This window comes from Roseospira visakhapatnamensis, from assembly GCF_014197915.1.
Taxonomy (GTDB): Bacteria; Pseudomonadota; Alphaproteobacteria; order Rhodospirillales; family Rhodospirillaceae; genus Rhodospira; species Rhodospira visakhapatnamensis.
In genome coordinates, this window is record NZ_JACIGK010000020.1 from 1 (window position 1) to 23372 (window position 23372).

Genomic DNA, 23372 nt, shown 5'->3' on the forward strand with positions numbered 1-23372 from the left:
TGGCACCGCTTTGCGGTGCCAAGATCTGGAACATCCGGGCGCCTGCAAGGCGCCCGGGGGCGGATGAGTCACACTCATCCGCCACTGGTATCAGGTCCTCAATGATCGGCACCGTGAAGAATGGCCTCGCGGAGGCCCGTGTCATACCCCAGGCCATCCGGCGTCAGGACCGTCGCACCCAGCGGGTCGCGTCGCGCCAGTCCCTTGCGGGTCAGCGCGGCCATCACGGCGGGGTTGTGCAGGCCGGTGGCGTCGGCGCGCATCACCACATAGGGTCCGAGGTGGAAATGGTCCCCGTGAGGCTGGGGCAGCACACCGATGATCCGGTCCCCGGTCTCCGCGTCGGTGGCCGTCACCTCGGGATCACGGGCCAGTTCCTGCAACAGAGTCAAGGTCCGCAGTTGTAGCGGATTGAGCTTCTTGGGATTGGCCTTGGGCGGCATCGTCGACTCCAGAGGGAACGGATGGGGATCGGGTCGCTAGTGCAGCGACGCATTCAAGGGAGTCCCCCTTGAATGCAAGCGTCGCTGCACAAAATATTGTTATTAGTGCACTTTCGATCCAGACAATAGAATGCGAACTGCATCCTTTGTCTGGATCAGTGCACTAGCGGCGGGCGCGCGCCGAAGATGGCCGTGCCCACCCGCACGTGGGTGGCGCCGAGAGCCACCGCCACCTCGTAATCGCCGCTCATGCCCATGCTCAGGACCGACAGCCCGGTACGCCGGCCGATCTCGCGCAGCAGGGCGAAATGGGGCGACGGCTCCTCGTCGGCCGGCGGGATGCACATGAGGCCGACGATGGGCAATCCCAGGCCATCGCGACAGTGAGCGACGAAGGCGTCGGCCGCGTCGGGCGTCACGCCCGCCTTCTGGGGCTCCTCGCCGGTGTTGACCTGGATCAGGCAGGCGGGACGGCGCCCCTGCCGGTCCATCTCACGGGCCAGGGCGGCGGCCAGCTTGGGCCGGTCCACGGTCTCGATCACATCGAACAGCGCCACGGCGTCGGCCGCCTTGTTGGTCTGCAGCGGTCCGTTCAGGCGCAGTTCGAGATCGGGGACGGCGGCGCGCAGGGGCGGCCACTTGCGCTGGGCCTCCTGCACCCGGTTCTCGCCGAACACGCGGTGCCCGGCGTCCAGGGCGGCCCGGGCCCGCTCCACGCCGTGGGTCTTGGAGATGGCCACCAGGGTGACCGACGCGGGCTCGCGCCCGGCGGCGCGGGCGGCGGCGGCGATACGGTCGCGCACGGCGGCCAGATTGGCGCCCACATCGGCGGCAAGGGTGTCGGCGCCGAGGCGCGGCGTGGCATCCGCTTGCGAAGACGGTTCAAGGTCTGGCATGGGCTCCGCGTACTGACCGAGGGAGATCGGAGTCACCCGAGATGACGGGAACCTTAGCAGAGGCCGCCGCGCGGCTCAAACCGGCGCGGACGCGGCATGGCCGCGACCTGCCCCGCCTGTGGCTGGTCAGCGATCCCCAGCGCCTGCCCGACCCGGCCCCCGCGCTGCACCGCGCGCCACGCGGCGCGGCGTTGCTCTGGCGCCCCTACGATCTGCCGCCGGCCGAGGCACGCACGCGCGGACGCCGTCTGCGGCGCCTCACCCGCCAAAGGGGCGTGACCTTCGTGGTGGCCGGCGATGTGCGGCTGGCCGCCATCCTCGGCGCGGACGGCCTGCACCTGTCCGAGGGACTGGCGCGCCATGGCGTGCTGGCGGCGGTGCTGGCCTGGCGCCACCGCAAGGGCGGCCGCCTGCTGACCATCGCCAGTCATGGCGCGCGCGCCCTGGCGCGGGCCGGCGACCTGGACGCCGACGCAGTGCTGCTGTCCCCGGCCTTCCCCACCGCCAGCCATCCGGGCGCGCCGACCCTGGGGCCGGTTCGAGTCGCACGCTTGGCGCGCGCCGCATCCTGCCCCGTCATCGCCCTGGGCGGGATCACCCCCGAAACGGCCCGCCGCCTGCCGCCCGGCGCCGTGTCCGGCCTCGCCGCCGTGGGCGCCTGGAGGCCCACCCCGCCCTGACGGTTCACCCGCCAGCGGCGGTCGAGCGCCACGGGCACCGCCCCCACTGGCCTCCTGCCCCCTGGCTAGGGCCTGCCCGACACGGGTCCATTTGTGTGTGAAACCATCACACGATACAGTTGGTGGCACGGGACCGGACGACCCGGTCCACCGATCCGGGTGGCGTCGCCGGGAGGTTTGGCGCGTGATGGCAGCGGACCATGGATGGGTTTCTTGACAGCTTTCCGGGGCAGGTCGCGATCCTGGATCGGGATGGCGTGATCCTGGATGTCAACCGGGCCTGGACCCGGTTCGCCGCGCAGAACAGCTATGGCGGCCCGGCCTTCCAGGGCTTGAACTATCTGTCCCTGTGCGGTTCGGTCTCCGGTGTGGAGCGGGGCGCCGCCGTGGCGGTGGCGGACGGGATCCGCGCCCTGGTCGAGGGACGCGAGTCCGTGTTCGAGCAGGTGTATCCCTGCCACGCCCCCACGGAAAAGCGCTGGTTCAAGCTGCTGATGGGCCGGCATATCGACGACACCGTGATCATGGTCCACGTCGACATCACCACCGAAGTCCTCAGTCGATCCTTCCTGGCTCAACAGGGCTTCATCGCCAATACGGTGCATGACCTGCGGACGCCGATCACCGCCTTGCGCGCCTACGCCGAGATGATCGAGATGAGAATCGAACCGCAGCGCACCCGGGAGTTCGCGCGGAACATCGTCGGCGCGGCCGATATCCTGCTGGAACTGGTCAACGACCTGCTGGGTGCATCGGAGGCCGAGAACGGGGGCCTGCTGCTTTCGGATCAGGTCATCGACATCGCCGACCTGATCCGCGAAAGCCTGGTGCATGTCCACCATCTGGCCGAGAAACGATCGGTCACCGTGACGGTCAAGATCGATCCCGTGCCCAGCCTGCTCGCGGATCGGCGGCGCCTGCGTCAGGCGCTGATCAACATCTTGTCCAACGCGGTGAAGTACAACCGGGACCACGGCCATGTGACCGTTCGCGGGGGCCAGGACCCGGGCGGGGGTCTGATGGTGTCCGTCACCGACAGTGGACAGGGCATGACCCCGGCGGACATCGAGCGTGCCTTGCAACCCTTCGCCCGGACCCTGTCGGCGATGGCCAGCGGCGCGGAGGGCTCGGGCCTCGGCCTGCCCTTCGCCCATCATCTGGTGGCCCTGCACGACGGTCGCCTGAGCATCGACAGCACGCCCGGCGTCGGCACGACGGTTTCCATCACCTTTCCGCGCTGGCGGTCCGTCTCCGCCGGGGACCGATCCGCGCATCCACCGGCGCGCGTGGGGCACGGGCTCGACCTCGGCGATGACGCGAGTGTCCCCCATTGACGCCGTGCCTCGCCACCGCGTCTGGCCCCCGGGCCATGGGACGACTATGGTGCGGACTCCCCCACCTTCCCTCGCGCCTGACGAGTCCATGAGCAAGACGCCGAAAACACCCCCCCACTCCGCCCCCACGCGCTCCACGCCCCGTCGCGCCATGCCCGGCGGCGCCGGCACCCTCTCGCACATGGTGCCCGGCGCGCGATCCACCGCGCCGGCGGCCGGAGACGGCGCGGGCCCGATCAGCCCCCGACGCGCGGTGGCGGAGGGACACCAGCGCCTCGCGCGCGGCGACCTGCCGGGCGCCGAACGGCTGTTCCGTCAGGCCCTGGCCTCGGCGCCCCGCAACGGTCCGGCCCTGGGCGGCCTCGGCATCGTCGCGGCTCGCGCCGGCCACGGCGAGGCGGCGGCGCGCCTGTTCGACCAAGCCCGCCAGGCCGACCCCAAGGAGCCCGACCACGGCGTCAACCTGGGCTCGGCGCTGTGGAGCCTGAACCGCCGGCCGGAGGCCCTGGAGGTCTTCGGCGCCACCGCCCGCGCCGCCCCCCGGCACCGGCGCGCCCGCCAGTCCCTGGCCTCGGCGCTGCTGGAGATGGGCCACCTCGACGCCGCGCGCGCCGAGGCCGAGGCGCTGCTGGCCCTGGACCGCACCGCCGCCGCCGCGCATGCCCTGCTGGGCCGGGTGCACCTGCGCGGCGGACGGCCCGACGCGGCCGTCGCCGCCCTTCGCGAGGCCACGCGCCAGGCACCGGATCACCCGGCCCACTGGAACGACCTGGCCCTGGCGCTGTCGGCCGGCGGGGACCGCCCGGGCGCCGTGGAGGCCCTGCGCCAGGCGCTGGCCCTGGCCGGCAAGGGTCCGCGCGCGGTGGAGATGGCCCTCAACCTGGCCGGCACGCTGATCGCCGACCAGCGCGCGGAAGAGGCCGAGGCCCTGCTGGCCCCCCTTCTGGAGACCCATCCGGATCACCAGGGCCTGCGCCTGACCCTGGGCGACGCGATGCAGCGCCAGGGCCGTTTCGCGGAGTCCCGCGCCCTGTTCCAGGCCGTGCTCGACCATGACCCGGCCAACGTCATCGCCTTGCGGGGCGTGGCGAAGGCGGGCCGGGTTGCCCCCGGCGATCCCGTCATCGAGCGGCTGCGGGCCGCCAGCGCCGACGCCAAGGCTCCCGAGGGCGCCCGCGTCGAAGCCTTGTATGCCCTCGGCAAGGCCCTCGACGATACGGGCGACACCTCGGGCGCCTTCGCCGCCTGGGCCGAGGCCAACGCCGTGCAGGCGGCGGCGCGCCCCTTCGATGCCGCGGCCCTGGACGATCTGGTGGAGCAGTCGCGCGACGTGTTCACGGCCGACCTGTTCGAGGGCATGACGGCCCTGGGCGATCCCAGCACACGGCCGGTGTTCATCGTCGGCATGCCGCGCTCCGGAACCTCTCTGGTCGAGCAGATGCTGGCCAGTCATCCGGCCGCGGCCGGCGCGGGCGAACTGGGTCACCTGGCCGAGTTCCAGCGCCACCTGCCGCGCCACCTGGGGGCGGCGGTGGACTACCCCGCCTGCCTCTATGGCCTGAAGGGCGACGTGGCGCGCGGCTTCGCCGGCCACTATCTGGCACGCCTGGACGAGGCCGCCCGCCGGGTCGGCAAGCCCGAGGCCGCGCGGGTCAGCGACAAGCTGCCCGACAACGCCATGCGCCTGGGCCTGATCGCGCTGCTGTTTCCCAGGGCGCGGGTGGTCGTCTGCCGGCGGGATCCCTTGGATACCGGCCTGTCGTTGTTCCAGCAGAACTTCGCCGGCGGCATTCCCTATGCCACCGGCCTGGAGACCATCGGCCGGGCGATGATCGCCCACGACCGCCTCATGGCGCACTGGCGGGACGTGCTGCCGCTGCCGATGCTGGCGGTGGACTACGAGACCCTGGTCACGGACCTGGAGGGCGAGGGCCGGCGCCTCATCGCGTTCCTGGGGCTGGACTGGGACCCGGCGGTGCTGCGATTCCATGAAACCGACCGGCCGGTGTACACCGCCAGCAAGTGGCAAGTCCGCCAGCCGGTGTTCACCAGGTCCGTGGGCCGCTGGCGGCGCTACGACGCCCCGTTGACCCCCTTGCGGACTGTGCTGGAGACCGCCGGCCTAACGCAAAGGGCGATTTAAATCTTAAGGTGTTTGCGAGTATTGGACCCGTTGGTTTTTCCGCCTTGCGTGCAACATCTGTGATAGGGTTTGATGATCATTCGATCGTTTCCTCCCCGTCGCACGACTCAACCGCATGACGATAGTGACGCCATCATCGGGACCATCATCCTGCCCCGGTGCCATTCTCTCGATGGCGGATCGCCGGCCCGAGCAGGTGGCAACGGTATTCGACGGCACGGCGCGGTCCTACGCGGCGGCGCGGATCCTGGCCGCAGCCGTCGCCCGGACGCTGGAGGCCGCCGGCGTGGCCCCCGGCGAGCCCGTGGTGGTGGCGCAGCCGCGCGGCCATGCCCTGCCCGCGTCCATGCTCGGCGTGCTGGCCCAGGGCGCCTGTCTGGTGCCCATCCCCCCCGACGACCCACCGGACCGGGTCCGCGTGCAACTGGATGACTGCGGCGCCCGGGTGATCCTGACCACGGCGGCGGTTCGCGCCGGACTGCGGGATCTGGCGCCGCCGGCGGCGCGCCTGATCGACGTGGAGGCGCTGCGCCCGCAGCCCGGGGACGAGACCCGGCCCGCGGCGCCCACGACACCCGACCAGCCGGCCTACATGCTGTACACCTCGGGATCGACCGGACAGCCCAAGGGATGCCTGAACACCCATGGCGCGCTTGCCACCCTGATTGCCTGGTATGATGCGTCGCTGCCGCTGGGGCCGGACGACGCCATCCTTCAAAGAACGACCATCGGCTTCGACGCCGCGCTGCCGGAAATCCTCTGGCCGCTGGCGCGCGGCGCGCGGCTGATCCTGCCGATCCCGCACGCCCAGCACGACCCGGCCCATCTGGCGGCGCTGATGGCCGCGCACGACGTCACCCTCGTCACCTTCGTGCCGACCACGCTGCGCGCGTTCCTGGATCAGGAGACCCTGCCCGCGCTGCCGCGCCTGCGCCGGGTGGCGTCGATCGGCGAGCCGTTGCCCATGGACCTGGTGCGGGCGGTGCACGACCGCCTGGGATGCCCGGTGGAGAACCAGTACGGCCCCGCGGAAGCGGCGGTGGCCGTCACGACCTGGGTGTCCTCCCTGGAGCGCGACTGGACCGAGACCGCCATCGCCCCCATCGGCCGGCCAGGCCCCGGCATGGCGGTCACCGTCGTGGACGAGGCGCTGCGCCCGGTCCCCGACGGCACGGTCGGCGAACTGCTGATTTCCGGCCCGCCGGTGGGGCTCGGCTACTGGAACCGGCCCGAGGAGACCGAGGCCCGCTTCCTCGACGGCCCCCTGCCCGGCCTTCCCCACGACCGCCATTACCGCACCGGCGACATGGGGCGCGTCGATGCCCACGGGCTGCTGCATTGCCTGGGCCGCCAGGACGGACAGGTCAAGGTCAACGGCGTGCGCTTCGAACTGGCGGAGATCGAGGCCGCGTTGACCACCGTGGACGGGATCGCCACCGCCGCCGTCAGTCCCGTGGCCGACGCGGACGGCCGCAAGACCCTGGTGGCCCATGTGGTGCCGGAGGATGCCGCCACGCCGCTAACGGCGGTCGCCCTGCGACAGGCCCTGGCCGCGCGCCTGCCGCTGGCGGTCATCCCCGACGCGACCGAGGTCCGCGCCACCCTGCCCCACCTCCCCAACGGCAAGGTGGACCGGCCAGCCCTCCTGACCGCCGCGCGGACGCTGCTGGGCGAGGACACGGCGGATCCGCCGCTCCCCGCCGAGCCCGCGACATCGTCCGCCCCCGCGACGCCCGATCCCCCCGCCCGACCACGGTCCGCGCCAAAACCCGCGCCGCCACCGGATGCCCCCCCTATCCCGTCCCCCGGCGGGTCCCGGGCGCCCGTTCGCGCCGACCGGGCGCCCACGCCGGATCCGCTGGTCGCCCTGTGGGCCGACCTGCTGGACCTGGACCCGTCGGACATCGTCGCGGATGCCAGTTTCTTCGACCTGGGCGGCGGCTCGTTGCTGGCGCGGCGCATGATCGGCCGCGTCAATGCGCGGTTCGGCGTGACCCTGCCGGTGATCACCGCGTTCACCCACCGCACGCCCGCGGCCCTGGCCGACGCCATCGCCAAGGCCCGCCCCGGCCCCGAGACACCGCCCTCCGCGACCGGAGCCCCCGCCGGGCCCGGCACGGGTTCCCGAGACCGCGCGGCGGCGGATGGCGCCATCGCCATCATCGGCGCCGTCGCCCGGGTCCCCGGCGCCGATGACGTGGAGACCTTCTGGGCCAACCTGCTGGCCGACCGCGACGGCATCACCCACTTCGACCCGGACACCCTCGACCCCGGCGTCGCCGAGGCCCTGCACACGGATCCCGACTATGTCCCCGCGCGCGGCATCATCGCCGACGCCGACCGCTTCGACGCCCGCTTCTTCGGCATCGGCGCCCGCGAGGCGGCGATCATCGACCCGCAACAGCGCCTGTTGCTGGACCTGGCCTGGCAACTGCTCGACCAGGCCGGCGCCCTGCCCGAGGCGGCGCCCACGGGCGTGTTCGTGGGGGTTGGCGATGCCTTCTACCGCTGGCATGCGCTGGCCGGCTCGCCGACCGCCGCCGGCTTCGGCGACTGGCCGGTCAGTTGGGCCAACGACAAGGACTACGCCGCGCCGCGCCTCGCCCACCGGCTCAACCTGACCGGCCCGGCGGTCACGGTGCAGACGGCGTGTTCCACCAGCCTGGCCACGGTGGCGGCGGCGGTGGACGCGCTGCGTGCCGGGCGCTGCGCCCTGGCGGTGGCCGGCGGCCTGTCGGTGCAGGTGCCGCAGCGGGTGGGCCACCTGTACCAGGAAGGCGCCATGTTCTCGGCCGACGGCACGTGCCGGCCGTTCGACACCGACGCCACCGGCACCCTGTTCTGCGATGGCGGCGGATTGGTGCTGCTGAAACCGCTGGACCGCGCGCTCGACGATGGCGACCCGGTGCTCGCGGTGATTCGCGGCGTCGGCATCAACAACGACGGCGCCGACAAGGCCAGCTTCACCGCCCCGTCCGTGGCCGGACAGGCGGCGGCGCTGCGGGCGGCGCTGGCGGACGCCGATGTCCCCGCCGACAGCATCGCGTTCGTCGAGGCCCATGGCACCGGCACGCCGCTTGGCGACCCCATCGAGGTCGCCGCCCTGGCCGACGCCTACGATCTGGCGCGTCGGCCGACCACCCTGTTGCTGGGGTCGGTCAAGGGGCACGTCGGCCATCTGGTGGCCGGCGCGGGGGTGGCCAGCCTGATCAAGGCCTCCCTGGCGCTGGACCGGGAGATGCTGCCCGGCACCCTGGGCTTCCGCGCCCTCAACCCGGCCATCGAGAGCAGCCGCGACCACCTGACGGTCTGGAGCGGTCCGCGCCCCTGGCCACGCTGGGACCGGCCACGCCGCGCCGCCGTCACCAGCCTGGGGGTGGGCGGCACCAATGTGCATGTGATCCTGGAGGAGGCCCCGCCGCCGCCCGCGCCCGACACCACCCCGGCCGCGGAGGGTGCCGAGGGCGCCGTGATCGAGGCCGAGACGCGGATCGGTCCGCCGCTGCCGGTTCTGCCGCTGTCGGCGCGCACCCCGGCGGGGCTGGCGGCGCTGGCCGGCGCCCTTGGCGCGCGGCTCGCGGCCGCCGACGATCCCGCCGCCCTGGTGGGCGCGCAACAGGGGCGCGCGGCGCTGCCCCTGCGGCACGCCGTGATGAGCCCCGACGCGAGCACCGGCCGCGCCGCGCTGGAGGCCCTGGCGCGGGATCCGTCCCCGGCGACGGATACCAAGGGCCGCATGGCCGATCGTCTCGCCTTCCTGTTCCCCGGCCAGGGCAGCCAGTACGCCGGCATGGCGCGACCCCTGGCCGACCAGATCCCGGTCTTCGCCGATGCCCTGGCCGACGCCCTGGCCGCCCTGCCCGCCGCCGGGCGACGCCGTGTCGAGCCGATCCTGTTGGCCACCCCGGACCCCGACCAGCCCCCGGTCGAAAACACGGCGATCGCCCAGCCGGGCCTCGCCGCCGTGGAAATCGCCCTCGCGCGCACCCTGGAGGCCCTGGGACTGCGCCCGGCGGTGCTGATGGGCCATTCGGTCGGCGAGCTTGTGGCGGCGCATCTGGCCGGCGTGTTCTCCCTCTCGGATGTCATGCGCCTGGTGTGGGAACGCGGCCACCGCCTGCAATCCCTGCCGCCCGGCCGGCTGGTCGCCATCTGGGCCGACGAGGCCACCATCGCGCCGCTGCTGGCGCGGGTCGAGGGTGTCTCCATCGCCGCCCTCAATGCCCCGGACCAGACGGTGGTGGCCGGTGTGCCCGATGCCGTGGCGACCGTGGTCGCATCCCTGGAAACGGCCGAGATCGCCCACCGGGTGCTGCCCACCAGCCATGCCTTCCACAGCCCGATGGTGGACCCGGCCATCGCCCCCTTCCGGGCGGTGGTGGCCGGGGTCCCCCGCCAGGACCCGGCGCTGCCCATCCGCTCCACGGTGACCGGCCGGCCGCTGACCGCCGCCGAGGCCCGGGACCCGGACTACTGGGCCATGCACATGCGCCGCACCGTGCGCTTCGACGAGGCCCTGGCGGCGCTGACGGACGAGGACGCGAGCGTGCTGGTGGAGGTCGGCCCGCGCGGCGCCCTGACCGCGCTGGCGCGGCGGCGCCGGCCGGAGCGGCCGGCCGTGCCGCTGATGGGCGCGCGCATCGGCGAGGAGGTCGCGACCCTGGCCGCCGCCCTGGGCACCCTGTGGACGCGCGGCGCGGACCTGGACTGGTCGATCCTGCGCCCGCCCCAGGGCCGGCGAGCCTTCGTCACCCTGCCGCCGCCGTTCGCGCGCGAGCGGTTCTGGGTGGACGACGGCGGCGCGGCCCCGCCATCGATCGCGCCGGCCCCCCCCGCCGAGACACCGCCCGCCGCCCCGCCACCGGATCCGGAGACATCCCCCGCCCTCGACACGGCCCCGGCGCCGGACACACCATTGAGCGCCGCGCCGGTCGATCCCCTGGCCGCGACCCGGGACCTGCTGGCCGGGGTGATCGGCCTGCCGGCCCAGGCCATCGGCGACCACGACCACCTGCTGGACCTGGGCTTCGACAGCCTGATGCTCACCCAGGTGTCGCTGGCGGCGCGCCGCGCCCTGTCCGTCACCCTCGGCCAGCCCGCCCTGATGGGGCCGTTGTCCACGGTGCGGGCGCTGGCCGACCACCTGGCGCCGCATTGGGTAGCCCGGGCCGGCGCGCCGCCCGGCGCCGCGCCCCCACCCCCCACCAGCGCGCCGGACCCACCGGCGCGCGCGCTCACGCCTCCGGCCCGGTCCCAGACTCAGCCCCAGACGCAAACCCAGCAGCCGTTCGGCGCCATGGCCCGGGTCACCCGGCAGTCGGACCAGACCCTGAGCAGCCGTCAGCGCAAGGCCCTCGACCGGCTCACCGCCGAGACCCTGGCGCGCACGCCCGGATCCCGGGACTGGGTGGCCGCCAACCGCGACCGTCTGGCCGACCCCCGCACGGTGAGCGGCTTCCACCCGCTGTACAAGGAGATCTGCTATCCCGTGGTCGTCACCCGTTCCCAGGGGTCGGCCCTGTGGGACATCGACGACAATCGCTACATCGACCTGTTCGGCGGCTTCGGCGCCAACCTGTTCGGCCACCGCCCCCCCGATATCGAGGCGGCCCTGAGCGCGCAACTGCACACCGGCCTGGAGATCGGCCCGCAGACCCCGCTGGCCGGCGAGGTGGCGGCGCTGCTGACCGAGGTGACCGGGCAGGAGCGGGTCACCTTCTGCAACACCGGCTCCGAGGCCGTCATGGGCGCGGTGCGCGCGGCCCGCACCGCCACGGGGCGCGACCTGGTGGTGATGTTCGACCGCAGCTACCACGGCATCTTCGACGAGGTGATCGCCCGTCCCGGCGCCGACGGCCGGGGCGTGCCCGGCGCGCCCGGCATCCCGCCCGACAAGGTGGCGAACATGGTCGTGCTGTCCTATGGCGACCCGGCGGCCCTGGACTGGATCCGCGCGCACGGGGAGCATCTGGCGGCGGTACTGGTGGAGCCCGTGCAGAGCCGCCAACTCGACCTGGTGCCGCGCGACTTCCTGCACGAACTGCGCGGCATCACCACGCGCGGCGGCGCCGCCTTGATCTTCGACGAGGTCATCACCGGCTTCCGGGCCGCCCCCGGCGGCGCCCAGGCCCTGTTCGGCATCCAGGCCGACATGGCGTGCTACGGCAAGATCATCGGCGGCGGCCTGTCGCTGGCGGCCATCGCCGGGCGCGCCCCTTTCATGGCACCGTTCGACGGCGGCCCGTGGCGCTACGGCGACGACAGCCGGCCGGAAGCCGGCATGACCTATTTCGCCGGCACGTTCGTCCGCCACCCGCTGATGCTGGCGGCGGCGCGGGCGGTGCTGCGCCGCCTGCTGGACGAGGGACCGGCACTCCAGGAGCGCCTGACCGCCCGCACCACGGCCCTGGTCACGGCCTTCCGGCACGCCATCGACAGCACCGGGGTTCCCCTGACGGTGCGGCATTTCGCGTCGGCCTGGCGGGTGGAGTGGACCCCGGCCGAGGCGCCCTGGGCGCCGCTGCTGTTCTGGCACATGCGCAACCAGGGCGTATTCATTCAGGAACATCGCACCTGGTTCCTGACCTGTGCCCATGACGACCGGGACCTCGCGGTCATCGCCCACGCCTTCCGGGAGTCCATCGGCGCCATGGTGGCGGGCGACCTGCTGCCCAGCCGGAACGGCCCGCGCCGGGATCACCCGCCGGTGCCGGGCGCCCGCCTGGGCCGGGACCCGGCCGGCCGGCCGTGCTGGGTGCTGCCCCGCCCCGACGGCACCATGGTCGCCTTGCCGGACGGCCCGGCGGCCAGCAGCGGCGCGGCCCTGAGAGGGGGACAGGACGATGCGTGACGACACGGACCTGCCGCTCTACCCGACCGGTCCCATGATCGCCTTCGACCCGCTCGCGGACGGCGAAATCAAGGCCGCCGTCCCCACCATTGCCGCCCAGCGCGAGATCTGGACCAGCCTGGCCTTCGGCCCGGACGCGCACGCGGCCTACAACAACACCGTCTCGCTCTGGTTCGAGAACCCGGTGGAGGTGGACCACCTGACCACCGCCCTGCGCAGGCTGGTCGCGCGACATCCCCTGCTGCGGGCCGGGTTCTCGGCGGACGGTCACTGGCTGTCGGTGTTCGCCTCGGGCACCCCGGACATCACCGTCGCCGACCTGCGGCCCCTGGGCGCCGACGCCCTGACCACGGCGCTGGACGATATCGTCACCCGCAACGTGACCGAACCCTTCGACCTGTCCCGTCCGACCGGCCTGCGGGCCACCGTGGCGCGCCTGCCCGGCCGGCGCACCCGCGTCACCCTGACAGTCAGCCATATTCTGTGCGACGGCCTGTCCTGGGACGTCCTGCTCAACGACCTGGGGGCCGTTCTCGACGGGACGGCCGGCGAGCCCGACGACCCGGTTCTCGACTTCATGGAACAGGCCCTGGCGCAGGAGGACGCCGACGCCTTCGCCGCCGACCTGGACTACTGGCGGGACGTGCTGGCCGACGGCGGTCCCGACTGGTCGCTGCCGCTGGATCATGATCCGGCGCCCGGACGCCACTTCGCGAGCCACCGGGTCGACGACGTGCTGGCCGCCGACCTCGTCGGCCGCATCAAGGCCCTGGGCATCGCCCATGGCATGACCTTCCACACCATGATCCTGTCGGCCGTCACGGCCCTGCTGCATCGCCTGTCGGGCGCCGATGACCTGGTGGTGGGCATCCCGGTGGCCGGGCAGGCGATCAGCGGCCATCCGACCATGATCGGGCATGGCGTCCACCTGCTGCCCGTGCGCAGCCGCCTGACCCGGGACCTGCCGCTGCTGGACCTGGCCGGCGAGTTGCGCGAGACGGTGCTGGACGCCCGCGAGCACCATGCGGTGGACTTCGGCCTGTTGCTGGAGAACCTGCCGGTGCGCCGAAGCCCGGGCCGCGTGCCCCTGGTGCCCGTGCTGATCAACATCGACGGCACCATGGGGCCGACCCACATGGGCGGGCAGGCCGTCCGCCTGGTTGACGAGGCACGCCGCTTCGAGAACTTCGAGCTGTTCCTGGACATGCTGGACGCGGCCGACGGCCTGCACTTGCGCTGGAACGCGTCGTCGGTGCTGTTCGAGCGCGAGACCATCGCCCGCTTCAACCGGTCCCTGGAGGTGATTCTCAGGGCCATGGTGGAGGCCCCGGACACCCGCGTGTCGCGCCTGCCGCTGATCTCCGCCGAGGATCTGGCGCGTCTGGACCGGTTCGGTCATGGCCCCCCAGCCCCGCCCCCGACCACCGGCCGCGAAACCGTGCCGGCGGCCATCTGGGCGGCGGCCACCGCCTGGGGCGACCGCCCGGCCGTCCACGACGATCGCGGCGCGACCCTGACATACCGCGAGGTTCTCAACCGGGCGGAGCGCGTCGCCGCCGCCCTGGCGATGGCCGGCGCCGGGCCGGGCGACCGGGTGGCGATCCACCTGGACCGGCACGCCGACCTGGTGACCGCGCTCTTGGGGGTGCTGCGGGCCGGGTGCTGCCTGCTGTTCCTGGATCCGGGCCAGCCGCAGGGCCGCCGCCGCGAGGTACTGGCGGACGCCGCGCCGGCCGTGCTGCTGGTCGAGGCGGAGGACGGCGAGGCCGTCGCCCGCCTTGCCCCGGCCGCGAGCCGCGTGCTGACCCTGCCCGAGGCCCTGTTGACCGAGGGACCGTTGCCGTCTCCGCCGACGCCCGACACCCTGTCGCACCATTACTACACCTCCGGCTCGACCGGGACACCCAAGGGAATCCCGCTGACGCACCGGGCGCTGATGCTCTTCATGGCCGGCACCGCCCAGGTGATGGAGGCCCACGCCGGCATGGTGTGGATGACCCAGGCGTCGGTGGTATTCGATGTGGTGCTTCAGGATTGCCTGATTCCCCTGATGCACGGGGGCCGCGTGGTGGTCGCCGGCACCGAGACGCGCCGCGATCCCCTGGCCCTGGCCGCCCTGGCGGACCGGGAGGGCGTGACCCACTGGCAGGCGACGCCCACGTCCTGGCGCATGCTGGTCGGTCTGGGATGGGAGGGGAACGCCCGTCTGAGCCTGATCAGCGGCGGCGAGCCGCTGCCGCGCGCCCTGGCCGACGCCTTGCTGGACCGGGTCGCGGCGCTGTGGAACTTCTACGGCCCCACCGAGACCACGGTCTACGCCACCGCCGGCCGCGTGGCACGCGATGAGCCGGTGACCGTCGGCGTGCCCCTGCCCGGCTACGAGATCCGGGTGGTGGACCGCGCGGGCGAACGGGTGCCTCCGGGCGCGGTGGGTGAGATCCTCATCGCCGGGACGCCCGTCGCGGCGGGCTATCACGACAGGCCGGACCAGACCGCCAAGGCGTTCTTCAGCGACCCCGACGGCCGCCGGGTCTATCGCACCGGCGACCTGGGACGATGGGGCGCGGACGGACGGCTGCACCATCGCGGGCGCGCCGACGCGCAGATCAAGCTGCATGGCCATCGCATCGAACTGGAGGAGATCGAGGCCCGTTTGATGCACCTGGATGGCATCACCCAGGCCGGGGTGGTGCTGGCCGACGCGGGCACGCCGCGCGCCCACCTGATCGCCGCCCTGGTCACGGCCCCGGGCCGTGGGCCGGTGACGGAGGAGATGGTGCGCGCCCGCCTGCTCGTGGATCTGCCGGAAGCCATGATCCCCAAGGGAATCCATTGCCTGGACCGCCTGCCGCAAACGGCCACCGGGAAGCTGGATCGCAAGGCGCTGCTGGCCACGCTGCGCGAGGTCCCCGCACCGGCGACGCAGACCGCGCCGCCGGCGGCCCCGCCAGCGGAGGGCGCGCCCCCGTCGACCATGCCGGCGGCGGTCCCGACACCCGCCGCGTCCCCCGCCATGCCGCCCGCCCCCGCCGAAATCAGGGGCCGCCCCGCCCCCAAGGCCCTGCCGGCCCATCTGGCGCGCATGGTGGACCTGTGGGAGGAGGTGCTGGCGCGCCGCGACATCGGCGTGGATGCCTCGTTCTTCGCCCTGGGCGGGACCTCCCTGGACGCCGCCACCCTGGCGGTGGAGATCGGCGCCGTCTACGGCTCGCAACCGACGCTGGGCGACGTCTTCGCCCATGACACGCCCCGCACGCTGGCCACCCTGATGGCCGCGCGGATCCGGCCCAGCGGCATCGCGCGCGCCACCTGCCTCGCGACCGGTCGCCCCGACCTGCCCCCGATCATCCTGTTCCCGCCGCAGGGGGGGCAGATCCTGCGCTACCGCAAACTGGCGATCACGCCCGGCCTGGAGGCCCCGCTGTGGGCCTTCGAACAGTCGGTGGACCTGCTGGACCGGACGTCCATGGGCGACATCGTCGAAGCCTTCCTACCCGACGTCGCGGCCATCAGCGGCGACCATCCGCTGCTTCTGGGCGGCTTCTCGTTCGGTGGCGCGCTGGCCTACGAGGCCGCCCAGCGGCTCACCGCCCGTGGACAGCCCGTCGCCGGATTGATTCTCCTGGACACGGTTCTGGACCTGCCGGAATCGTTGTGGTTCAAGCTGCATCGCGCGTGGCTCGAAGCCCGCTTCGCCGACGACCGGCTGACGTGGTTCCGCGACAAGGTGCGCCGCAATGCCCTGAAGCTGATCGGGCGCTACGTCCCGCCGCCGCTGTTCGAGCCGGAAATGGCCGACCTGCCCGGCTACCGGGACCTGATGGCCATCCACACCAACGCCCTTCACGGCTATCGGCCCGCGCCGACCACCGTGCCGGTCACGCTGATCGCCTCCGACGGCGATCCGGTGGCCTGCCGCCTGGATCCCAACAACGGCTGGCTGCCCTTCGCCAAGGGCCCCTTCACCCGCATCGGCCTGCCGTTCGAGGACCACCTGGAACTGCTGGAGAACACCCACCTGCCGGCGGTGGTCGCCACCCTGACCCGCGTCGCCGAGGCGGTCCGGGACGCGACCGACGCGCGGGCGGGTTGACGTCACCCCGCCCTTCCGGCATGGCTGGTCGAGGACAGGGGCGGGGCGGGAGACGCGGGCATGGAGGCGGCGGCAACGGCCACCGGACACGGCGGCGGCGCGGTGGCGGCGGGACACCCGGACACGGCGGGGGCGGCGGCGGAGATCCTGGCGGATGGCGGCACTGCCTTCGATGCCATCGTGGCGGCGCTGGGAGCCTCGTTCGCCGTGGAGCCGGCGCTGAGTTCCCCCGGCGGCGGTGGTTTTCTGCTCGCCCATCCGGTGGATGCCGCCCCGCTGGTGCTGGACTTCTTCGCCCAGACGCCCGGACGGTCGGCGCCCGATCCCCCGAATCCAGGCGCGACCCTGGACTTCCACCCCGTGCTGGCCGATTTCGGCACCACCACGCAAGAGTTCCACGTGGGCCGCGCGGCGGCCGCCGTGCCGGGCATGATCCCGGGACTCTGCGCCATCCAGCGCCGGTGGGGGCGCCTGCCGCTGGCCCGCCTGCTGGAGCCGGGGATCCGGCTGGCCCGTCAAGGCCGCCCGCTGGCGCCGCTCCAGGCCCACATCATGCGGGTCATCGGCCCCATCATGACACTGACGGCGGAGGCGCACGCCTGCCTCGGCGACCCGTCCGATCGGACCCGGACGCGCCCCGCCGGGACCCCCCTGCCCCTCCCGCTGCTGGCCGACTGCCTGGAGGCCCTGGGCCGCGAGGGCGAGGCCCTGTTCCGGGACGGACCGGCCGCCCGGGCCATGGCCGACCTGACGGCCGACGGCGGCCTGATCACCATTGAGGACATCCGCCGCTATCAGGTCCATGAGCGCCGGCCCCTGGCGCGGCGGTTCCACGGCGCCCGGGTGCTGACCAATCCGCCGCCGTCGTCCGGCGGCGCGCTGATCGCCTATGGGCTGGCCCTGCTGGAGGGCGCGGCCGGCGCGCCGGCCCCGGAAACCCTGGTGCGCGTCATGCACCAGACCGGGTTGGCCCGGGACGCGGCGGGACTGGCCGAGGGCGTGGACGACGACCGGGCGGCGCGGTTGCTGTCCGCCGCCGGCGTGGCCGAGGGTCGCGCCGCCCTGGCCGGCGGCGCGCGGGCGCTGAAGACCGGCGGCACCACCCATGTCTCGGTGATCGACGCCGCCGGCAACGCCGCCGCCTGCACCGTCTCCAACGGCGAGGGCTGCGGCCACATGGTCCCCGGCTGCGGGTTCATGCTCAACAACATGCTGGGCGAGGAGGACCTGAACCCGGCCGGCTTCTTCCGCTGGCGGCCCGACACCCGGGTGTCGTCCATGATGGCGCCGACGCTGGCCGAATGCCCCGACGGCACGGTCATCGCCCTGGGCTCCGGGGGATCCAACCGCATCCGCACGGCCCTGTTGCAGGTGCTGGGACCCGTGCTGGCCCAGGGGAGCCCCCTGGCCGAGGCGGTCGCCGCGCCGCGCCTGCACATGGAGCGCGGCCACCTGGACATCGAGGGCGGCTGGGAGGCCGCCGTGGTGGCCGCCCTGCGCCTGGCTTTCCCGGACAGCCGCGCCTGGCCGGAGCGATCCATGTTCTATGGCGGCGTGCACGCGGTCGCCCGCCACGCGCCGACGGGCGCCGTCGAGGCCGTGGGCGATTCCCGGCGCGGGGGCGCCGCCCTGGTGGTGCCCGTCGCCTGAGCCGGAGCACTGTTGCCCCGGAGAGAAACGGCATCGGTTCAGTGCGACAACAGCACCGGCAGCGGCGCGTGGTCGAGCACATGCCGGGTCACGCCCCCCAGGATGAGCTGCCGCAAGCGGCTGTGGGTGTACGCACCCATGACCAGCAGGTCGGCGCCCAGGTGGTCGCAATGCGTCAACACCGCCCGTCCGACCTCGTCGCCGCCATGCCCCTTGACCGGGCGCAGGGCGGCGGTGACGCCGTGCCAGGCCAGGGCGCGGACCAGGGCATCGGCGCCGCAGGGAACGTCGGCCTCCTCGCCCGCCAGGACGATCACCTTGTCGGCCCGGTCCAGGAACGGCAGCGCGCCCTGCACCGCCCGCGCCGCCTCCGGGGCGCCGTTCCAGGCGATGGCCACCACCCCGCCCACCTCCGGCACCGGCGTCGGCGGCGCCACCAGCACCGGGCGGCCCGCCTCCATCAGCGCGGCGTTGAGCGTGATCAGCGAGGGCAGTTCCCGATCGGGCAGCGGCCGGCCCGCCACGATCAGGTCGCAGACCCGGCCGCGCGCGGCGATTTCCTCCGGCTCGCCGCCGTCCAGCGCCACCCAGGCCGCCGAGACCTCGTCACCCGCCACCGGCGCATGGCGCTCGGGAACGCCCTCCTCCGCCACCAGGTCGTCGAAGACCGCGCGGGTGGCCTCCGCCCGGTGTCGGCCGTCGCGCTCGGCGGCGTCCATCATCTCCTCGACCAGCGCGCCCGCCATGGCCTCGCCCACATAGGGAACGGCGGCCGCCGGGTCGGGCCGGACGTGCGCGACCTCCACATGCGCGCCCAGGGCGCGCCCCACCCGCAAGGCGGTGCGGATGGGTGCCGAGGCACTCGCGGCATCACTGGCTACGGTCAGGATGGTCTTGATGCCGGGCATGGTCCCTCCTCCACGGATCGTCCATATCCTGGTCGGCGATGCCGGTGACCGGTCGCGACCTGTTCGTGTTTCTCCGTAGACTATGGTGGTCCCGGCGAGCCCGGAAAAGCGATTTTCGGTGACAGCGGCCGCCGTCACCCCCATCTGAATCGCACGGGGAGCATGGCCGTCATGAACAAGGGAGGTCGCAAGCCATGGTTTGGGTACAGGGAATGACCGTGCTGGCCCTGGGCGCGGCCGGCGGCTATGCCGTGCACAAGGGTCTGCATCGCGCCTTCCGCGCCCCGCGCCTGCCGGGCGCGGACGATCCGGCGGACCACGGCGTCCAGGCCGAGGGCGTGCGCCTGGTCACCAGCCAGGGCAAGCTGATCTTCGGCTGGTATTGCCCGCCACCCGGGGCCCGGGCCCGCGCACCGGCACCCGGCCTGGTGGCGATCCACGGCTGGGGCGGCAATGCCGATGGCCTGCTGCCGCTGGCCGGCGTCCTGCAGAAGGCCGGATACGGCCTGTTGCTGCTGGATGCCCGCTGCCACGGACGCAGCGACGACGATGACTTCGCCTCCCTGCCCCGCTTCGCCGAGGACCTGTCGCACGGCGTCGACTGGCTGCGCGCCCACCCGCACATCGACCCGGCGCGCCTGGCGGTGCTGGGGCACTCGGTGGGTGCCGGGGCCGCGCTTCTGACCGGAAGCCGCCGGCGCGACCTCGCGGCGGTGATCAGCCTGGCCGCCTTCGCCCACCCGGAGGAAGTCATGCGTCGCACGCTGACCGCCTGGCGGGTCCCGTATCGGCCGCTGGGCTGGGCCACCAACCGTTATGTGGAGCGCGTCATCGGCCATCGGTTCCGCAAGATCGCGCCACTGCGCACGGTGACCCGCCAGCACGCGCCCGTCCTCCTGATGCACGGCGCGCGGGACGCGGTGGTGCCGATTGAGGACATGGAGCGGCTGCGCGACGCCGCCGTGGCCGCCGGTCGGGTCGTGGAGTCCGTGACCCTGCCCGGCGCCACCCACTATGGAACCGATGCCAACACCGGCGAGAGCGTCTTGGACCAGGCGGGCACCCTGATCCACGCCTTCCTGGCCCGGCACCTGCCCGCGCCTGGCGGCGCGCCCGCGCTTCCCGCGCCCCCGCGGGCGACGCGCCCGCGACCACCCCACGATGACGGCCACGACCTGGACGACGCCGCCGCCGCCCCGGCATGACCCGATACCGCGCGCCGCCGGCGTGGCGGCGAGTGAACCGCGCCGGTTTTGCCGGAGGCTCCAACTCTTGAGAGGATGGAACCATGAGCAAGACCGAGACGTCGACGAGGTCTTCGCCTGAAGTGGATCGTATCCCGTGAGGTGGTGTACAACGACGAGCGGCCGCATGAAGCCTTGGGGCAGGTTCCTCCGGCAACGCTGTGGCGTCCGTCGCGTCGGCCGTATCCGGACCACCTTCTTGAACCTTGGTACGACCCCGACCATGCCGTTCGGCGGGTCCGCGTCAACGGCTCGATCAAATGGGCCGGTGTGTTTGTGTTCGTCTCCGAGGCCCTGGTGGGGGAGCCGGTCGGGATCGTGGAGACCGACACCGGCCGCGTCGAGGTCCGCAAGGCTGTGGTCAGCACCGATCTCTCCTGGCTGCGCGGGAGCTGACGCCCGAGGCCTATCTCGCCGCCGCACGATCCCACGGGTCGATCGAGAACGGCCTGCACTGGGTGCTCGACATGACCTTCGACGAAGACCGGGCGCGAAACCGCGAGTGTCCTGAATCCGAAGTTCGTTACATCACTTGGCTGGCGCTGGACGAACTTCGGCCAAATGCGATAGCCCTGGTGTTACCCATGTCCCCGGTTGCTCACACGGACTCCAACGGTCATTCTCAAGGACCGTTGGTATAAGGCGAGGCCGTCAAGGGACATCATCCTTGACGACCTAAGTCTCTAGACAACATGCTAAACAGAGTGCGCTTTCGATCCATACAATAGAATGCGGACTGCATCTTTTGTCTGGGTCAGCGCACTAGAGCCCCGGGATGGTGGTCGTCTTGCGCTCCTCAAAGCGGCCGAGATTGCCCATCAACTGCTCCAGGATCCCCATCTCGTTGCCCATCGTGGGGGTCTCCCGGCCGAGCATGGCGATGTCGCGGCCGTCCTCCAGGGTCAACTCGCGCACCGTCTTGACGGTGCCGCCCTCGTCGAAGGTGATGGCGATGATGCGGCGTTCCATTTCCTCGCGCTTGAAGATGGCGTACTGGCGAGTCTGAGCGCTGATGTAGAACCAGGTCTCGGAATCGAAGGTCGCCGTCGTGGAGGGCGATCCCAGAAGCGAGGCCACCTCCCGCCGGGTCTGCTTGCCGGGCTCGATCTGGGCCAGGCGGTCGTCGGTCGGATTGTTGCCGCGCGCCCGCAGGTCCGGGGAGCATGCGCCGGCCGCCAGCACCACCGAGATGGCCATCGCCAGTCCCAGTAGGCGCGGGGCACGCCGCCGGGCGTCGATCGTCATTGTCGCCACTCTCCATGTCCGCACTGGACCGTGCCCGCGCGCCGCCGGCGACAATCCAGGCCGCTCCCGTTGCGGGGCGGCGTTCCGGTCCTGTATATCAATCGACCGCGATGACGAAAAGGTGTCGGTGCGACACCACGGCCGCCGGCCCGCGGACGGTGATCGAGATAACGGCGAGGAGCCATGCTCAACCTGCTGTTTGGCGCGCGATCGAAGGCGCGGGACGATGGCCATGCCATTGTCGCGCGGCTGTACGACGAGATCGTCCGGGCGACACGCCAACCCGGGCCCTACGTGCACTGGGGGGTGCCGGACACCCTCGACGGTCGATACGACATGCTGGTTCTGCATGCCTTCGTGGTGTTCCATCGCCTGGGCACGCTGATGCGCGAGGAAGCGGCGCGCGCCGGGGTGCCGGAGACACGGACCGAACCGGCCGGCCTGTCCCAGGCGCTGTTCAATCACATGATGCGGGACCTGGACACCAACCTGCGCGAGGCCGGGGTCAGCGACATCCGCATCGGCGCCAAGGTGAAGGCCCGAACCAAGGCGTTCTATGGGCGGGTGGCCGCCTATGAAGCCGGTCTGGCCGAGTCCGGCGACGCCGTGCTGCGCGACGCCCTGGATCGCAATGTCTACACCACCGTCGCGGCGCCGCCGGAGGGCCTGTCGGCCCTGGTCGCCTACATGCGGGGCCTGGTGGCGGAGTCCGCGGGCTGGTCCTGGGACGATCTGGCCCGGGGGACCGTGACCCTGGAGCCGGCCAACCCCATCGGCGGCGAGTCCGCGACCGATCTGGAGGGCACGCCATGACCGTCCCGCCGCCGGACGCGGGACCCGCGCCCGAGCTGTCGCGCCCGGTGGTCGTGGATCGGCTGCCTCCCGAGGGACGAACCCTGGCGGTGGTCGCGACGGAGGCCGAGTGCGCGGCGCTCGCCGCTCGGTTCGGACTCGATGCCCTGGAGTCCCTGACGGGAACCGCCGTCGTCCGGCCCCTGGGCGGCCGGCGTCGCGCCCCCCTTTACGGCGTGGACGCCACCGTGACCGCCCGGGTCCGCCAGACCTGCGTGGTGACCCTGGACTCCCTGGTCCGGGAGATCACCGAAACCGTGTGTCAGCGGTTCGTCGGCTCCGACTCGGCGAAAGGCCCCGATCGTGGCTCGGCGGTGGACGTGGACCCCGAGGCGGTCCTGGATCCGCCCGAGCCGATCGTGGCCGGCTGCATCGACGTGGGCGAGGTCCTGGCCGAGGGGCTGGGCCTGGCCATCGATCCGCATCCCCGGGCCGACGACGCGGTGTTTACGCCCCCACCCGACGGGACGATCGGGGAGGAGGCCGGCGGCGTCGAGCCGGATACCGCGCCCGACCAGGCGTCCGGTCCGTTCGCGGCGCTGGCGGCGTTGCGGTGACCGGTGGGTCCCGAAAAAAACAAAGTTCCGGGGAACCGGGTCGCTTGCGGGGTAGGGGGTTTTCCGGTACATAAACGCGCTCCCGTTCGGACCCCGCCCCGGCGGATCACGGCCCGCCGGGGTTCTCGACCCTGGATGTCGTGGCCCTTCTCTGTCGGCCGGCGTCGGGTTTGGCTATTGTCTACTTCAAACGGTAGAGTCTCATGGCGGTTCCGAAGAGCAAAGTATCGCAGTCCCGGCGCAACATGCGCCGGTCCCACCACGCTCCCAAGAGCGGGGCTTATAACGAGTGCGCGAACTGCGGCGAGTTGAAGCGGCCGCACCACGTCTGCCCGCATTGCGGCCACTATGATGGTCGCGAGGTGGTCAATCCGGAAACGGCCTGACGTCAGGTTGGTGTGAACCCGACTGACCGTCTCGGCCCCGCTTCCTTAGGGAAGGGGGGCGGGTCGGTGGTCTGGCATGGATTGGCGAAGG

At 72.7% G+C, this 23372-nt stretch carries 15 protein-coding genes; 11 read left to right on the forward strand and 4 right to left on the reverse strand.

What is annotated here, in order from left to right:
- Positions 1-98: 98 nt before the first annotated feature.
- Both GGD89_RS12955 and GGD89_RS12960 read right to left on the reverse strand, forming a co-directional pair.
- On the reverse strand, positions 99-443 hold the full coding sequence (locus GGD89_RS12955) for a hypothetical protein (RefSeq protein WP_184045925.1): 345 nt from the start codon (positions 441-443) through the stop codon (positions 99-101).
- A gap of 155 nt (positions 444-598) precedes the next feature.
- Positions 599-1339 (reverse strand): YggS family pyridoxal phosphate-dependent enzyme, encoded by a 741-nt coding sequence (locus GGD89_RS12960; RefSeq protein ID WP_184045927.1) that lies wholly within the window; start codon positions 1337-1339, stop codon positions 599-601.
- Positions 1340-1380: 41 nt separating this feature from the next.
- Here GGD89_RS12960 and GGD89_RS12965 point away from each other — a divergent pair, with 41 nt between their 5' ends.
- The 6 genes from GGD89_RS12965 to GGD89_RS12990 all read left to right on the forward strand — a co-directional run bounded on the left by GGD89_RS12965 (position 1381) and on the right by GGD89_RS12990 (position 18089).
- Positions 1381-2019: a thiamine phosphate synthase gene (locus GGD89_RS12965; protein ID WP_184045930.1), complete on the forward strand. Its 639-nt coding sequence runs from the start codon at positions 1381-1383 to the stop codon at positions 2017-2019.
- Positions 2020-2219: 200 nt separating this feature from the next.
- Positions 2220-3353: a sensor histidine kinase gene (locus GGD89_RS12970; RefSeq protein WP_184045932.1), complete on the forward strand. Its 1134-nt coding sequence runs from the start codon at positions 2220-2222 to the stop codon at positions 3351-3353.
- Positions 3354-3441: 88 nt separating this feature from the next.
- Complete coding sequence (locus GGD89_RS12975; protein WP_184045934.1) at positions 3442-5496, forward strand: tetratricopeptide repeat-containing sulfotransferase family protein; 2055 nt, start codon at positions 3442-3444, stop codon at positions 5494-5496.
- Between the two features lie 172 nt (positions 5497-5668).
- Entirely contained in the window at positions 5669-12346 is a 6678-nt protein-coding gene (locus GGD89_RS12980) for a polyketide synthase (protein ID WP_184045936.1), read from the forward strand.
- Positions 12339-16439 (forward strand): non-ribosomal peptide synthetase, encoded by a 4101-nt coding sequence (locus GGD89_RS12985; RefSeq protein ID WP_184045938.1) that lies wholly within the window; start codon positions 12339-12341, stop codon positions 16437-16439. Before GGD89_RS12980 ends, GGD89_RS12985 begins: the two co-directional genes overlap by 8 nt.
- A gap of 60 nt (positions 16440-16499) precedes the next feature.
- Positions 16500-18089, forward strand: coding sequence for a gamma-glutamyltransferase (locus GGD89_RS12990; protein WP_184045940.1), 1590 nt, complete (start codon positions 16500-16502; stop codon positions 18087-18089).
- Between the two features lie 38 nt (positions 18090-18127).
- Here the strand turns inward: GGD89_RS12990 and GGD89_RS12995 are convergent, their stop codons facing one another.
- Positions 18128-18997 (reverse strand): universal stress protein, encoded by an 870-nt coding sequence (locus GGD89_RS12995; protein ID WP_184045942.1) that lies wholly within the window; start codon positions 18995-18997, stop codon positions 18128-18130.
- Between the two features lie 194 nt (positions 18998-19191).
- On the opposite strand from GGD89_RS12995, the gene GGD89_RS13000 reads away from it, so the two are divergent.
- Together GGD89_RS13000 and GGD89_RS13005 are read left to right on the forward strand one after the other, a co-directional pair.
- Positions 19192-20202, forward strand: a complete 1011-nt coding sequence (locus GGD89_RS13000) for an alpha/beta hydrolase family protein (protein WP_221238453.1) — start codon at positions 19192-19194, stop codon at positions 20200-20202.
- Between the two features lie 141 nt (positions 20203-20343).
- Positions 20344-20637, forward strand: a complete 294-nt coding sequence (locus tag GGD89_RS13005) for an integrase core domain-containing protein (RefSeq protein WP_184046072.1) — start codon at positions 20344-20346, stop codon at positions 20635-20637.
- A gap of 366 nt (positions 20638-21003) precedes the next feature.
- Here the strand turns inward: GGD89_RS13005 and GGD89_RS13010 are convergent, their stop codons facing one another.
- Positions 21004-21486, reverse strand: a complete 483-nt coding sequence (locus GGD89_RS13010) for an outer membrane protein assembly factor BamE (protein WP_184045944.1) — start codon at positions 21484-21486, stop codon at positions 21004-21006.
- A gap of 183 nt (positions 21487-21669) precedes the next feature.
- Between GGD89_RS13010 and GGD89_RS13015 the strand changes: the two genes are divergently transcribed.
- The 3 genes from GGD89_RS13015 to rpmF all read left to right on the forward strand — a co-directional run bounded on the left by GGD89_RS13015 (position 21670) and on the right by rpmF (position 23281).
- On the forward strand, positions 21670-22299 hold the full coding sequence (locus tag GGD89_RS13015) for a ubiquinol-cytochrome C chaperone family protein (RefSeq protein WP_184045946.1): 630 nt from the start codon (positions 21670-21672) through the stop codon (positions 22297-22299).
- The gene (locus tag GGD89_RS13020; protein WP_184045948.1) at positions 22296-22895 is read left to right on the forward strand and encodes a DUF177 domain-containing protein; all 600 of its coding nucleotides are present in this window, start codon (positions 22296-22298) and stop codon (positions 22893-22895) included. Before GGD89_RS13015 ends, GGD89_RS13020 begins: the two co-directional genes overlap by 4 nt.
- 203 nt (positions 22896-23098) lie before the next feature.
- Entirely contained in the window at positions 23099-23281 is a 183-nt protein-coding gene (gene rpmF / locus GGD89_RS13025) for a 50S ribosomal protein L32 (protein ID WP_184045950.1), read from the forward strand.
- Positions 23282-23372: the final 91 nt, after the last annotated feature.